The organism is Chryseobacterium bernardetii (genome assembly GCF_003815975.1).
GTDB lineage: Bacteria > Bacteroidota > Bacteroidia > Flavobacteriales > Weeksellaceae > Chryseobacterium > Chryseobacterium bernardetii.
Window position 1 is genome coordinate 360164 of the sequence record NZ_CP033932.1, and the last position, 15265, is coordinate 375428.

General features: G+C 37.6%; 10 protein-coding genes. 2 read left to right on the top strand and 8 right to left on the bottom strand.

Features of this window, described 5'->3' with window-relative positions; all coding sequences use genetic code 11:
• Position 1 precedes the first annotated feature (1 nt).
• Positions 2 to 1630 carry a type I restriction-modification system subunit M gene (locus EG339_RS01705; RefSeq protein ID WP_123868585.1) on the top strand — a complete coding sequence of 543 codons (1629 nt, stop codon included), beginning with the start codon at positions 2 to 4 and terminating at the stop codon, positions 1628 to 1630.
• Between the two features lie 35 nt (positions 1631 to 1665).
• On the opposite strand, the gene EG339_RS01710 is transcribed toward EG339_RS01705, so the two are convergent.
• The 8 genes from EG339_RS01710 to EG339_RS01745 form a co-directional block, all read right to left on the bottom strand.
• On the bottom strand, positions 1666 to 2547 hold the full coding sequence (locus tag EG339_RS01710) for an ORF6N domain-containing protein (protein ID WP_123868586.1): 882 nt from the start codon (positions 2545 to 2547) through the stop codon (positions 1666 to 1668).
• Positions 2547 to 4631: a type IA DNA topoisomerase gene (locus EG339_RS01715; RefSeq protein WP_123868587.1), complete on the bottom strand. Its 2085-nt coding sequence runs from the start codon at positions 4629 to 4631 to the stop codon at positions 2547 to 2549. Before EG339_RS01715 ends, EG339_RS01710 begins: the two co-directional genes overlap by 1 nt.
• 6 nt (positions 4632 to 4637) lie before the next feature.
• Entirely contained in the window at positions 4638 to 6110 is a 1473-nt protein-coding gene (locus EG339_RS01720) for a DUF3945 domain-containing protein (protein WP_123868588.1), read from the bottom strand.
• A gap of 98 nt (positions 6111 to 6208) precedes the next feature.
• A complete protein-coding gene (locus EG339_RS01725) occupies positions 6209 to 6499 on the bottom strand; it encodes a helix-turn-helix domain-containing protein (RefSeq protein WP_078798963.1) in 291 nt (96 codons plus the stop codon).
• Positions 6500 to 6525: 26 nt separating this feature from the next.
• The gene (locus EG339_RS01730; protein ID WP_123868589.1) at positions 6526 to 6879 is read right to left on the bottom strand and encodes a helix-turn-helix domain-containing protein; all 354 of its coding nucleotides are present in this window, start codon (positions 6877 to 6879) and stop codon (positions 6526 to 6528) included.
• A 250-nt stretch (positions 6880 to 7129) separates the two neighbouring features.
• The gene (locus EG339_RS01735) at positions 7130 to 7975 is read right to left on the bottom strand and encodes an RteC domain-containing protein (RefSeq protein WP_123868590.1); all 846 of its coding nucleotides are present in this window, start codon (positions 7973 to 7975) and stop codon (positions 7130 to 7132) included.
• Between the two features lie 487 nt (positions 7976 to 8462).
• Complete coding sequence (locus tag EG339_RS01740) at positions 8463 to 9965, bottom strand: hypothetical protein (protein ID WP_164466398.1); 1503 nt, start codon at positions 9963 to 9965, stop codon at positions 8463 to 8465.
• 92 nt (positions 9966 to 10057) lie between these two features.
• Positions 10058 to 12937 (bottom strand): alpha/beta hydrolase family protein, encoded by a 2880-nt coding sequence (locus EG339_RS01745; RefSeq protein WP_123868592.1) that lies wholly within the window; start codon positions 12935 to 12937, stop codon positions 10058 to 10060.
• A 155-nt stretch (positions 12938 to 13092) separates the two neighbouring features.
• On the opposite strand from EG339_RS01745, the gene htpG reads away from it, so the two are divergent.
• Entirely contained in the window at positions 13093 to 14985 is a 1893-nt protein-coding gene (gene htpG / locus EG339_RS01750; RefSeq protein ID WP_123868593.1) for a molecular chaperone HtpG, read from the top strand.
• Positions 14986 to 15265 lie beyond the last annotated feature (280 nt).

Here is a 15265-nt window from a genome sequence, read left to right on the forward strand (position 1 = left end):
AATGACACAAAAAGAACAACAACAATTGGGTAAAACCCTTTGGAATATAGCAAACGAATTACGAGGAGCAATGAATGCGGATGATTTCCGTGATTATATGCTGTCATTTCTTTTTTTAAGGTATTTATCCAGTAATTATGAAGAAGCCGCTAAAAAAGAATTAGGCTCCGATTATCCTCAAACGGATTCAAATATTGTATCTGAATTTGGTGTAACAACACCACTTCAGCTATGGTATGAGGGTAATAATGATGACATAGATGAGTTTGAAAAGCAAATGAGAAGAAAGGTTCACTATGTGATAAAACCGCAATATCTGTGGAGTAATATCACAGAAATGGCACGAACTCATGATGATGAATTATTGCCTACATTAAATAAAGGCTTTAAGTATATACAGGACGAATCTTTCGACAGTGCCTTTCAAGGACTATTCTCTGAAATTAACCTAAACTCCGATAAATTAGGAAAAACTAATACCGACAGGAATAAAACACTTTGTAATATTATTCAGAAAATTTCTGAAGGTATAGCTGATTTTTCCACCGACACAGATACTTTAGGTGATGCTTACGAGTATTTGATTGGTCAATTCGCAGCAGGTTCAGGTAAAAAAGCTGGTGAATTTTATACGCCTCAGCAAATTTCAACCATTCTATCAGAGATAGTGACGCTTGATAGTCAAGATCCGTCATCAGGGAAAAAAGATAAGTTAGACAAAGTATTGGATTTTGCATGTGGGTCTGGCTCCCTCTTATTGAACGTTAGAAAGCAAATTAAATCAGAAGGCGGAAGCATTAATAAAATTTACGGGCAAGAAAAGAATATCACTACTTATAACCTTGCTCGAATGAATATGCTATTACATGGTATGAAAGATACCGAGTTTGAGATATTCCATGGAGATACTTTGCTCAATCACTGGGATTTACTGAATGAGATGAACCCGAGTAAAAAGACAGAGTTTGATGCTATTGTTGCTAATCCGCCGTTTAGCTTACGTTGGGAGCCAAACGATACTATGGCTGAAGATTTTCGCTTTAAAAGTCATGGATTAGCTCCTAAATCTGCTGCTGACTTTGCATTTTTACTGCATGGCTTTCATTTTCTGAGTGATGAGGGTACTATGGCTATTATATTACCACATGGTGTTTTATTTCGTGGAGGAGCAGAGGAACGTATTAGAACTAAACTTTTGAAAGATAACCATATTGATACAATTATTGGATTACCTTCTAACTTATTTTACTCCACAGGTATTCCTGTTTGTATTTTGGTTTTAAAGAAATGTAAAAAGCAAGATGATGTCTTGTTTATTAATGCTTCAGAACAATACAAGCCAGGAAAAAGGCAGAATTATTTAGAACCTGAACATATTCAGAGAATTGTAGACACCTATCAATTTAGACCTGAAGATGTTGAAAGGTACGCACGTAAGGTTTCTATGGATGAAATTGAAAAGAATGGTTTTAATCTTAATATATCAAGATACGTAAGTACCGCAGTAGATGACGTTCAAATTGACTTGAACGATGTTCATTCCAAACTTGAAGCAATAAATGAAAAGATTAAAATAAACACAGATAAACACAACGAATTCTTGAAAGATTTAGGTTTAAAAAAGATTTAGACAATAAATAAACCCTCCAATTTCGGAGGGTTTATTTATTGGTTGTTTAAGATTTGGAGCATCCTGCCCACTTCAATATCCATTCGTGAAAAGGCAAACCATTTTTTGCCCAGGTCTTTGAGTGATGCTCCGATGTGGTAAAGTTCCACATTGTCAATAATCAAGAAACGGTCGTGGGCATCGGAGAAAATCTCCACTTCGATAGGTGGATATTGGCTGTTGTAGCGTTGCAGGTCTAACCGTAACTGATTGCTGATAGCTTTGGTGTAGATTGTTGCAATTACATTCGCTTTGCGTTTACCCAATAAGGTCAGTACCGTATCGTCCACATAATTATCAAGCAGGATAATGGAACTTTCGGCACTTCGGATAATATCCGAAACAAAGGTATAGGCATCAAAAATCTGCCCGTTATAGAAAATACCTTTTTCGCTGTGGAGCTTGTCGCTTTCCAAAGCCTTAAAAATCTCTTCAAATTTTTGGTCAGCTTCTAATTGCTTTAGCTCAATTTTACCCAAACGATGAAACAAAGAAGCATTGCTGATAAGCATTCTCCGCATTTCTACAAAGGCTTCCATAATTTCAACACTGACTTTAACCGCTATATCTGAACGGAGTATGGCAGAAGCCATTGCGACCCCTTGTTCAGTAAAAACATAGGGCAAATACCGTCTTCCACCGTAGCTTAAACTTGAGGTTCCAAATTGGAACCTCAAGTTTTCAACTTCCCCTTCGGTCAGTTGAAAGCAAAAAGAAGCAGGAAACCTCTCAATATTTCTTTTTACGGCTTTGTTGAGGTTCTTTGTTTCCACTTGGTATAAGGAAGCGAGGTCGCTATCCAGCATCACTTGCTTTCCACGTATGGAATAAATCAGGTTTTTGATTTCCATTGTGCTAATGGTAGGCTTATTTTCCATTACTTTTTGTAGCTTTTATTTTTATCAAACTCAAAAGAGGTTGTACAATCCTCTTTCAATACGATATACGCATCGAATTTCTTTCCTGCCTTGCTTTTCATTCCTTTGATAAGTGAAGTTTTCCTTTTATTGACAAGGTTTTCAATATCAGCTATGCCGATTTGTACGCCACACACATTGCGGAACTGCACCCAATTACAAACCTCATCAGGACACTTCACTATTTTATCACGGATAATAAGCCCGTGGCTTTTACATTTCGGGCAAACCAATTTTGGCAGGTTATTTTGAGCAATCGAAGTTTGCAACAGTTCATTGGTAATAGTGGAAGCATACGTTTCCATTTCTTTTTGAAATGCGCCTGCATCGGCTTCGTTGTTTTCGATTTTTTGCAAAGCCAATTCCCATTCGGCGGTCATTGCCACATCCGAAATTTTGCGGTCTTTGACCAATTCGTACACCTGCAATCCTTTTTCGGTAGGGATTAGGGATTTCTTTTCCCGTTGGATATAATTGCGGGTAAACAGGGTTTCAATAATCGCTGCTCTTGTGGCAGGCGTACCTATACCGATATTTTGCAACACTTTCCGTTCGTCTTCGTTTTCAATTTCCTTTCCTGCACTTTCCATAGCCGACAAAAGCCCGGCTTCGGTATAGAGTACAGGTGGTTTGGTTTTCTTTTCTAAAACGGAGGCTTCTTTTATTTTGAGTTCATCGCCTTTTTTCAGTTCGGGTAAATCCTGTACAGGTTCGGTATCATCATCGGAGAAACTGCCTTTAATGGAACGCCAGCCCGCTTCAATTACCTTACAACCCTTTGCCATAAAATCATAATGCAATGCTTGTAAACCTACATCGGTTATCTCTTTGATGCAGGCTTGTGAAAGGGCTTCGAGCAATCGAAAGGCAATCATATCATAAACAGAGTTTTCCTTTGCGTTTAAGGCTGACGGGATTTTGTCTGTAATCAATAATCCGTGGTGGTCGGTAACACGCAAATCGTTTACAATACGTTTATTGAACCGTCCCCATTTCAGTTTAGCTACGGCTTGCTTGCAGGTTTCCCTGTCCTGCAATGCCCTCACGAGGTTGGGAATTTCTGCCCACATATCTTCAGGAATGTATTTGCTTCCCGTACGTGGGTATGTGATAAACTTTTTTTCGTAGAGGCTTTGGGCAATATTGAGCGTTTCTTCGGCAGAAAGATTGAGTTTTTTATTGGCTTCTTTTTGCAATCCAGTAAGGTCAAACAGCAAAGGCGGTTGCTCTGTAACACTTTTGGTTTCTACCGATGTAACTGTTGCCGTTTCGGTTCGCTGAATGGATTTCAGCGTATCATCGGCGAGTTTTTGGTCTTCCCATTTGTTTTTAGAAAGACTTTTAAAATCTATCAACTCTTTAATGTGCGATAGCTGTATCTGCCAATATTTCTTTACCGAGAAATTTTTGTTTTCCAGATAACGTTTGCATATTAAAGCCAATGTAGGCGTTTGTACCCTGCCGAGTGAATAAATGCCATTACCTGCGGCTATACTCAATGCCTGTGTAGCATTGATGCCCACGAGCCAATCGGCACGGCTTCTGCCTTGTGCAGCTTGGTATAATCCGTCAAATTCTTTTCCGTCTTTAAGGTTATCAAAACCTTGTTTAATAGCTTTTTCAGTTAGTGAGCTTATCCAAAGGCGTTCAAAGGACTTGTTACATTTCAGGTATTCATAAATGTACCTAAATATCAATTCCCCCTCACGACCTGCATCGGTGGCTACGATGATGCTGTTGCTACGGTTAAAAAGCTGTTCAATGACTTTCAGTTGCTTCAATGCTCCTGTATCAGCGGTATAGCCTTTGTCTTTTTTTACTTTCCGGACGGTCAGCAAAAACGGGTTAGGGAGTATTGGCAAAGCTGCTTTGTCAAATCCCGAAATCCCGTAATCTTCGGGCATTCCCAATCCTATCAAATGACCGAATGCCCACGTAACAAAATAGCCGTTACCTGTCAGGTAGCCTTCCTTTTTATCAGATGCTCCCACAAGTCCGGCTATTTCCCTTGCTACGCTTGGTTTTTCTGCGATTATTGTTTTCATACTTTACTACATTTTTCTGCCTTTGGACTTTGCAGGTGTTTCGGATTTTTCCTGTTGTTCTTGTTTTTCCTGCTGTTGTTTGTTTTTCGGTCTTTGCTGTCCCGATTTTAAAGGCTCGTTGATATTTTTGGTCGCTTCGTTGGTCTTGCCCTCTGAATTGACGGCGGTTTGCGTTTTGTGGGCTTCGGCAGGCTTTATCTGTGCTTTAACCTGGCTTGGAAATTGGAAGTTCGTTTTTCCTGTTTCTGCATTGAAAGTGATATAACCCTGATACGGTTGCCCTTTTTTATCCCTCAATCCATCAATGTAAACGGTTTGCCCGGCTTTGAAATCCTTATGCTGTTCATCGGTCAGTTCTTTGCCCCTGAATGTTTTTGGAGCTTCCTGCGGCTGGCTTTGCTGATTACTTTGTCCGTTGTTTTGGGCTTGACCGTTGCTTTGGCTTTGCCTGTTGGAGTTGTTGCGGTCAAACAGGAACTCAACATAACGCTTGTCTGCATTGAACTGTACCGTTGCCGAAAATTCCGTTCCTTTGGTAGAAATCATACCCTCTAAATAAAGGGGTTTACCCTCCATTAAGGTTTGCTTTTGGCCATCGTCCAATTTCACACCCTTAATTTCATCGGGAATTTTTATGAAATCCGTTCGCAGTGCAATTACATCGTTTGTCAACCTGTCTATACTGATAATAGACGGCATTAGGTCGCCTGTTTTGGTATTTTTCAAATCAACCACACGTCCCATATTGCCCGTTTCGAGCAGGTTTTTCTTGTCTTCATCCGTAAATTTGTGTCCGAAAAATTCAGAATGCAGGTTAGGTTCTTTTTTGATGCCGTGTATTCCCACTACAACCTTTCCGTCTTCGGCTTGCTGTAAAGACAAACGGGCATCCGTGCGGAGGATAGTACCGCCGAGGTTAACACCTATCGGTAATAGTTCATTGGTTTTATAGCCTTTCAATAAAGGTTCAAGGAGGTTCCTTTTTTCAAGGTATTCCTTACTTAATCCGAGATTGTTCATTGTTTCCCAATCAATCTGCTCCGGTTTGTAGCGGTATTCGCTTTTTTCCGGTGTTGTTTGTGTTGTTGCCATATCTTTTTGATTTTCTTGTTTCTGTTCGGTTTTTACTTCGTGTTCTTTCATTACTTTTTCGCCTTCAGGAGTGGGCTTATCCACCTGCTTTTGCATTTCCTGTGCTTTTTCAATAGCAAGAGGTGCAGGCACTTTAAAGAATGAGAAATTGGTAGGGTTCTTTAACTGGCTGAAAAAATTGGAGAAGAAATTGGAAAAGAAATCTCCGCTTTTGTCCACACGCATAAATTGGTTTTCATTTTTCTTGGTGGGGTCAACGGTTTCCATTTTTCCGTTCTCGTCTATACTCTTTACGGCTTGGATTTTCATTTTTTCTTTATCCAACACTAATAAGATGTCCGATAACTGTTCGGGCATTTCCTGTTTATTTGTTGTTTCTTCGCTCATAGTCTGAAAAATTTAAAGTTCGATGCCTAAAGTAAAACAAGCGGTTACTGCATTGCATCAAGTGGCACTCAATGGCAGTCTTTGTCTTTCATTGGCGTTCATTTTGAGGGAGGATTAAAGCTTTCTCTGATGAACTGATGTACATCAGATAGCTTGTAATATAATTTTCCACTTATCGTATAATAAGGTAGTTTGCCAATGGAGCGATACCGTTGCAGAGAGCGGTTGCTTATTTTCAGCATTTGGAGCAAATCCTGATTATCGAGCAGTTCCTCGCCATCTATGCTGTTGCGTTTCTTTTGCAACTCGTCTATATTATCGCCCAGTATATCAAGGCGACCCATCAGGCGTTCCATCCACGCCAAAAATTCCATTCTGTCAATATTCATAGGGATATACTTTTAAGGGTTCATACCTATTTTTTGTCTGCCTTTAACTTTCTGCCTTTTTCGATATAGCTTTTGCCTTTTGCCATAAGCTCCTTTACAAATTCATCACTGCTCTGTATAGCATTTGCATTGAGCATATCTTTGATAGCCCCAATGGTGTAGAAATACTGACCGTAGATTTTTGAATAAGCAATCTCGCCTTTGGTTCGCATACGCCATAAGGTCTTTTCGCTGATGTGCAGGTATTGGCATACCTCGTGGTTATTGAGCCACAGGTCATCATAGCTTTTATCTTCCTGTCTTTTCAGATAGTCGGCAATGGCATTGATACGGCTGTTGAGCTGTTGCCACGCTTCTTCTTCAATGGTTATTATTTTCATTGCACAGCTTTTTAAAGTTCACTATGCAAAATTGTGAAAGGTGGCAGTGTTTGTCTGCCAAGCCTTGCCAATTGGTTTGGCGGTTTTTTGAAAATTTTTACAATTAGGGAAAACCCTTGTTTAATAAGGATTTTAGGGGATGTTGGATATTTTGTAATGAAGTTTTGAGAGCATTTGCCAATTGGCAGATATGGGCAAAGAAAAAGCAGTACATTTTGTGTACTGCTTTGAACATACTGTTTACCTTTAGTTAAAGGTCTTTATCCATATATTCTTCGAGGGATATTTTGAGCTGGTCTAAAAATGCCGTCCGGGAACCTGCTCTTGTTTTCATTCGGTGGAAAGAGTGATGTATGTCGTTTAAGGGAGTTCGGAATAGCACTTGAAAAATCAATGCTAATTTTCGGATACCTATTTTTCCGTATGCAATGGAATTTGAAGCATAAAGAGCATATATCAGTTCGATAAGTGCATTTTGAGAATTTGTCCACGAAATATCCTTGTTTGCATCTAAATTTTGTAAAATCGTGTCGGGGGTTTCGTCGGGATTTATTTTGGTAAGCATATAAGTATAAAGTAATTCATTGGCAATAATATGTGCTATCTTGTTGTCATAATATGTAGAAAAACTAAGGTCAATTTCAAATACGCCACTCTTTAATCCATCGTGGTAATTGACTTGCCCGAGCTTGAAATAACTATGGTCACGGTCTATCCTGCCAGTCCGATAGTACCTATAAAAATCCTCATTGCAAATGCTTTCTTTGTATTCTGATTTGAGGGTTTTTAATAGGTTCTCATAATAGCTTTGATGTATTTTGCCATTGCTCACAGGGCAGGTAGTTTCGATGCGGAAGACTTTGTTATAGTAAATGAGCTTTCCTAAGATTTGTGGCTTAATGTTCTTGAAAAAGTCAATTTCTTGCTGCTCATTTGTAAATCCATCCTGCAAAACTTTTGCTTTTATGGTACACAGCATTTCCTTCAGGAACAAGGTCATTTGGTAAGCCTCTTCCGTAGTTTGCATCATTTGAGAAGAAAGTTTATCTTCCTGATGCCGAATTTGCGTCAATAATTTTCTCAACACGATTTCCATAGCATAGTCTTTTAGAGTTTCTCACTATTTGTTTCGGAGTTGCAACTGTTGTTGATATGCCAAAATTTGGGAATAAACTTGAAAAAAATCTCACAGGTCCCCCACAGTGTGGGAATTTTTTTCAAAGATTTTTATATTAGCACTAATGAAAAAGAGTAAAGCACCAATGTACTTTACCCTTTATTTTTTTATATTTGCAGTATTGATTTACAAGGTAATCAAATGAAAGTAAGTGCAGTAAGCACCATTACTAAATCGTTACCGATAGAGTTTCCCTCTCTTGTAAACTACTATTTATTAGCCACTTTGGGCTATATTAATCTTTTTCTTTAAAAATATTAAAATATTTTTGATATTACAGAAACGAGTAACTTTTCAACAATGTGTGTATACTCTAAAATCTATAATTTTTTGCAAGCTTATGAAAATGAAGTGAATAAAAAACGGTCTGAATATTCAGACCGTTTTTATTTTATAGAAATATCTATCATTCTGCAATTTTTCCCTGTAACTGCATTGCTCCTGCAACCTGCATTCCTACTCTAAGAGCAGCAAATCTCATATTCTCTTTGCTTATGAAAGCATCCACCGTAAAGAAGTTTTCCATTTCCGAATTGGTAATTAGTCTTAATTTCAGGATAAATCCTTTCACACTTCCGTCTGGAAGCAACTCAGTTTCTTTAATGTCAAGAACTTTACCAATAAAGTCGATACACCCGTAATCAGGAAGGTCCTGACTTGGCTTGTATGCTGTAAACTCTTCATCAGTTTTGGTACCATCCGGCAAATCGAAGCTTTGATGAAGATCTAGCACGAAAATAATTCCACTGATATTAATATTCAGCTTATTCTGTGCCTGATATTTATTTTTGTTTTCTGCATAATCTGTAGGGAAAAACCAAAGTCCGAAAGTTTCTCTTCCAAGACCACCTACAATAGCTTCCTTATTTTCTACATTTTCCCATTCACGGATTTCCTTTGTTTCGAAATCAAGAGTGAAATCGGTTTTTACTTCCGGATAAATAGTGTTAAAATCATCAGAAATAATTGTTCTGAACGTCACATCTTTAAATTCTGTATACTTCCCTTTTTCATCCGCAGGAATATCATCTACTCTGGATAAAGCCATTGTTTCCATCAGATATTGAGAAAATTTTTCCTGAGACTGAAAATTCTGGAAACCAAAAATCCCACCCCACATATTGGCAAGAGAATGAACATTTGACTTCTTCATAATAATTCCCGCTTCATTTGTACTCTCAGGGCTTTTAATCTCCTCTCTGTTTGTAAAATAATCTTTACCATCTATAAGCTGGGTGTTCATAATCTCATTGTTTTCTTCATGAGAAAACTCGGCAAAACCTTTGAAGGTAACGTTTTCATTTTCGAAAGCATAAGGCAGGGCAATATTACCTTCTTCAGCATCATTAAAATGATATGAAAGAGTAATGGCCTTCAAATCTTCCGGGTTTACTGCTAAAGCATGATTACCATCATTATTGAACTGAGAATGATAAAGAACAGCATATGATTTAATCTTTCCTTCTTTTAATTCATTTTCAAACTTTTCTTTCATATTGCTCAATACCACCTGCGGTGAAAGCCCATAAGTAGGATCTGTAATCATATAAGCAAACCCTTCTACTTCTCCATTCAGGTTTTCAAATGCTGAAATGGGTGCAAAATCCCCTCTTAGCTGAAGAGCGATAGAATACACGATATAATCACTATAAACCTTGATCTTTTCATATAACTCATTCACCTTTTTTGCTTCCACAGATTGTGGCTGTATTGGAGCTTCCGGCACTACATCTACCGCCTCTTCTTCCACTATCTGTTCTACTGCTTTCTCCTCTGGCATTTCCTGCTGCTGAACCGGAGCACTGACATTTTCCTGTCTTTTGTCTTTCTTCTTAAAAAAATCAAAGATTCCCATATTGTTGTTAAAATTGGCGGTAAATATAATAAAAGCTCGCAATAGGCCCATCATAAAAAAAATGCCATTGTGGCAGTGTATCTTCTAAGATATATTTTTAAAACGAAACCCGGCGGAGCCTTTGGCTCCGCCGGGTTTTCTATCAATTAAGGTTTATCATCCGTTAACTCAAATCCCCAATCCTTTCCTTTTTGGGTGGCCGGAATTCCCTTCGTCATCCAGGCCGGAGCTTTAGCCCCTTTAAGATAGTGATCGAAAAACTGCTGTTCACGAATTTGAATATCTTTTCTGTTCTGGCGTTTGATGAGGTTATGGTCATCACCATTATAATTCAGGAGCCATGCAGGTTTTCCAAGACGGCGTAATGCTGTAAACATTTCGATCCCCTGATACCATGGCACTGCTCCATCCTGATCGTTGCTCATAATGGCTACCGGAGTTTTTACTTTATCAATTGTAAAAAGCGGTGAATTTTTAATATAAAGATCCGGTGCTTCCCATAGATTCTTTCCTAATCTACTCTGTGATTTTTCATACTGAAACTGTCTGTTCATTCCTGAACCCCATCGGATTCCACCATAAGCGGAAGTCATATTTACAACAGGAGCACCACTCCATGCTGCGGCATACATGTCAGTATGGGTAATAAGATAAGCTACCTGATAACCACCCCAGCTTTGCCCCTGAATTCCGATCTTAGTGCCATCTACCCAAGAATTTTGCTTTAACTTTTCAACTCCGGAATTAATATACTCCATCGCAGATTCTCCAGGGAAACCATCTGTGTAAGAAATATCAGGGGTAAAAACCTGATATCCGTTGCTCACAAAATAAGAGATATTTAGCCTTGAAGGAGTTGGCGAAGGAGCCACATACCTGTTTAGGTTATCAGAAAGCTTTTCATAGAAATAGACAATCATAGGATACTTTTTATTCGGATCAAAATCTTCCGGCTTGAATAAAACTCCAGTAGAGGTATTTCCCTTTGGTGTTGTCCAGTGTACCAATTCATCTGTTCCCCAATTGTAGAGAGCTTGTTGTGGATTGGTATTGCTTAACTTTTCCTGTTTTGAAAAATCTGATGTTGAAAAAATATTAGGAGAATCTGTGTATGATTCTTTTACCAGAATATATTCCTCTGCATTTTTTGCTTTTTGAAGGCTGCTATACCCCCAAACATTTTCCATTTGAATTTTTACGGGGTCAGCATTGGATTGAATAGATGTTTTAAAGATTCCGTTGGCCTTAGATGCATTATCAAATGCTGATAAGTAGATAGAAGACTTTCGGTTTAAACTTTTAATATCTTTATCCAGTTCGTAAGTATCAAATGTTATTTTATTTTTACGCCCATATCCATTCGTAATATTTCTTGGCTTTTTTGATCCGTTCAGGAAAAATTCCCAAAGATCATAACGGTCTCTGATAATAACAGACTCATCATTATCCGTCCATGTTGCGAGTCCGTAAGGGCTTGGAAAATCTGGCATATCAAACTCCTCGTCTACAAAGGAAACCGGTAAACCTTTAGTCAGTGGCACTGTTTGTTTTGTCTTCACATTGTAGCTGAACCACTGCCCTTTTTCACTGTCAAAGATCACAACAAATTTACCCAGCGGAGAAACAGCCACTGAACCATCTAAATTTTTAATAATTTCTGTTCTTTCCCCGGTTTTATTATCAATGATAAAATAGGTCTTCTTTGTTGAGCCTTCCCATTGCGAAGAAATACGGTTATTTATACTGGTAACTCCTAATGCAAATTCAGCATTCCCGTGGTTTATCACTCTTAAAGTATCTAAATCTTCACCATCAATATTTCTAAAAAAATCAGGCTTTTCCGTCTGCATTACTGCGGCGTAAGATTTTTTCAGGTCATTTTTCAATTCTTTTAGCTGTACGGTTTGCAGATAATCATCTTTGTAATTCCAGATATCTACCACAGCATGATCATTCGCAATCATTGCAGTGTCTTTTGCAACAGGTCTTGGAGCAACGCCAAAATATAATTGCTTCCCGTTTTTACTGAACAGAGGTAAACGATTTTCGGAAACTACCCAATTCGTTTTCATTTGGGCGTTTTCATTGGTTATGATTTCTTTTTTATTTCCTTTAAAACTAAAGTAATATAAATTATAAAGCTTTACCAGATCATTCTGTGCAGAAGAAGTTCCCACATAGGCCAATTGGTTTCCTTCTTCATCAAAAGACAGCTGTGAAAAATCACCTTCCATTTCGGAAATTTTAGTAACAGTTCCTTTCTGCAGATCTACCACCTGAACCGTTTCAAGAGCATACTTCTTTGGTTTAGATTTGTCTGTATCCTTTTTATCCGCAGACTTTTCTTCCGTTGAATCTTTTTCCTCTTTTTTATTCTTTTTCTCTTCCGGTTTCTTTGTTACAAAAGCAAGCTGCTTTCCATTTTTACTGAACTCATAACGGATTACATTATCATACGTTGTGCTCTTTCCATCCAGAAGATTACGTACAACCAACTGTAGAGGCTTTATATTTTTCTCTTCCTCTTTATTTTCATCACCATCTTCTTTATCTGCAGATTTATCTTTTAAATCTTCCAGAAGATAGGCAATATAAGAACCTGCTTTTTCAGGAATTTTAAATGTTTTTACGTTAGGAATTTTCTCAGTTTGGCCATTTAAAACATCAACAATAGCAAGGCTGTCTTTGGTAAGTTTATTTTTTTTAAGCTTTTTATCTTTTACGGCTTTTATATCTTTATACAGCGGACGGATCTGAAAAACAGCAAATCGGGAATCATTCGTAAAATCTACTTTTGTTCCCCTTGCAAACTTCTTTGAAGTTTTATTCTCTACGGAATATAAAAAAAGATTAGGATTCCCTTCCTGAACATCCACTGAATAGGCGATCCATTTTCCATCATTTGAGATTTTTCTCGAACCGATATTTTGCCAATTATCATAGACAGAATGGTCTAAAGGTTTCTTCTGCCCATACAGGCCACAAGCCATTATGAACAGAATAAAAATTGTACATTTCAACTTCATTTTTAAAAAAATTTAAGGATTAAAAGTATGATATTTCTTTGACAAATCCTCACAATTTTTAGTTTATAACTATTGAAAAAATGTCATTCTGTCACTTTCTGCTCCATGGTATTTTTTTTGAGAAAGATTCTGAAAATTAAAAAATCTAAAATATTATGACGAAAGGAAATATTAATGTATCGGTGGAAAATATTTTCCCACTTATTAAAAAGTTTCTTTACAGTGACCACGAAATATTCTTAAGAGAGCTGATTTCTAATGCTACAGATGCTACTCTGAAACTGAAACATTTAACAAGTATTGGCGAAGCAAAAGTAGAATACGGGAATCCGAAACTTGAGGTTAAGATTGATAAAGAACAGAAAACACTGCGTATTATAGACCAAGGTATCGGTATGACCGGTGAAGAGGTTGAAAAATACATCAACCAGGTTGCTTTCTCAGGAGCTGAAGAGTTTCTGGAAAAATATAAAGATACAGCAAAGGATTCAGGAATTATCGGACACTTTGGTCTTGGTTTCTACTCTGCCTTCATGGTAGCAGAAAAAGTAGAAATTCTTACAAAATCCTATAAAGACGAGCCTGCTGTAAGATGGATCTGCGACGGAAGCCCGGAATTCACTCTTGAAGAAACTACTGATAAAACAGACAGAGGAACGGAAATCATTCTACATATTGCAGAAGACTCTGTAGAATTTTTGGAAGAAGGAAAAATCCGTGAACTTTTATTAAAATATAACAAGTTCATGCCTGTTCCTATCAAATTTGGAACAAAAACGCATACTCTTCCTTTACCGGAAGACGCTCCGGAAGATGCTGTTGCTGAAACTGAAGAAGTAGATAACATCATCAACAACCCTACTCCGGCATGGACAATTGCTCCAAGTGATCTTACCAATGAGGATTATATGAAGTTCTACCACGAACTGTATCCAATGCAGTTTGAGGAACCTTTATTCCACATTCACCTGAATGTAGATTATCCTTTCAACCTTACCGGTGTTTTATTCTTCCCGAAATTAAGCAATAACTTAAACATTGAAAAAGATAAAATCCAGCTATATCAGAACCAGGTATTCGTAACGGATGAAGTAAAAGGTATTGTTCCGGACTTCCTGATGCTTCTGAGAGGGGTAATTGATTCCCCTGATATTCCATTGAATGTATCCCGTTCTTACCTTCAGGCAGATGGTGCTGTAAAGAAAATCTCTTCTTACATCACGAAGAAAGTAGCTGATAAAATGGCTTCTTTAATCAATGAAAACCGTGAAGACTACGAGCAGAAATGGAATGATATTAAAGTAGTAATTGAATACGGAATTGTTACAGAAGAGAAATTTGCTGAAAAGGCTGATAAATTTACTTTATACCCTACAACAGATGGGAAATACTTCCTTTGGAATGAACTGGTAGACAAAATCAAACCTACTCAAACTGATAAGGACAATAAGCTTGTAGTTCTTTACGCTACCAATGCTGATGAGCAACACAGCTATATCCAATCTGCAAAAGATAAAGGATATGAAGTGCTGTTATTAGATTCTCCAATCATTTCACACGTTATCCAAAAACTGGAAACTACAAAGGAAAACATTTCATTTGCAAGAGTAGATGCAGATCACATCAACAATCTTATCAAGAAAGATGAGCCTGTTATTTCAAAACTAAATGATACTGAAAAGGAATCGTTGAAAAAGAATGTAGAAGAAGCAATCAAAGATTCTAAATTTACAGTTCAGCTTGAAGATCTGGACAGCAATGATGCTCCATTTACGATCACCCAGCCAGAGTTCATGAGAAGAATGAAAGAAATGCAGGCTACCGGTGGTGGCGGCATGTTCGGAATGGGTGGCTTCCCGGAAATGTACAACCTGGTAGTAAACTCCAACAGTGAACTTTCTAATCAGATCTTAAAAACTGAGAATACTGAGGAAAAGGAAAGCTTAATCAAATATGCTTTAGACCTGGCCAAGTTATCTCAAAATCTACTGAAAGGGAAAGACCTGACAGATTTTATACAGCGAAGCTATAAGCAACTTGAAAAATAATATACTGAAGACTGTTTCGAATGAAGCAGTCTTTTTTATTCTCCTTGGTTATTGGAAAACGCTAAATAGCGCATGCTTTTTACATATATGTCTTTAAGGCGCAAAGATTTTTTCTGTGATAAAATTGATCTTATTGCACCTTAAATAAGCGTAATATTGATTAAACTCTTTTTCGCCTCAGCGTTCATCCAACATTAGAATTAATAGAGAGTCTTCTATCCTCTATTTTTTAATCACAAAAGAGTTTAAAAACTTAAGTTTATGAAGTAAATATTATTCT